The following is a 320-nucleotide window of genomic DNA, read 5'->3' as shown; positions in this document are numbered from 1 at the left end:
CGGGCAAGTGCGGATGTGCCGCCGCAGACCTGCGTCGTCACACCCCACCGTCAGCAGCTTTTTCAACATGCCGTCGCGCTTGCCGATGCCGATCCGGCATGGCTTCCGGCCGTCATGGACAGTGTACGAGGTTGACCGATGGAAATTCTGCGAGCCCGTGATTTCCTGCTCCCGAACGGTGAGCGGCTATGCAACGCGACGCCGGAAATGATCAGCGAAGCCCGCAAGGCGCTTTGGTCCGATGTCGTCGCTTCGGCGGTCCCTGAAAAAAGGGTCGGGGCGCTGCGTCAGTTGGCCGTCAAGCGATACGGCGACTTTCA

1 protein-coding gene is annotated in these 320 nt (G+C 62.2%); it reads left to right on the top strand.

The window, feature by feature from the left end; all coding sequences use genetic code 11:
- Window positions 1-138: 138 nt before the first annotated feature.
- On the top strand, window positions 139-320 hold a 182-nt coding region (locus MUB46_RS24220), incomplete at its 3' end, for a hypothetical protein (protein ID WP_261618543.1).

Source organism: Microbaculum marinisediminis, from assembly GCF_025397915.1.
Taxonomy (GTDB): Bacteria; Pseudomonadota; Alphaproteobacteria; order Rhizobiales; family Tepidamorphaceae; genus Microbaculum; species Microbaculum marinisediminis.
Note: the sequence above shows the minus strand (reverse complement) of the source record. Positions and strands in the feature narration are given on the sequence as shown.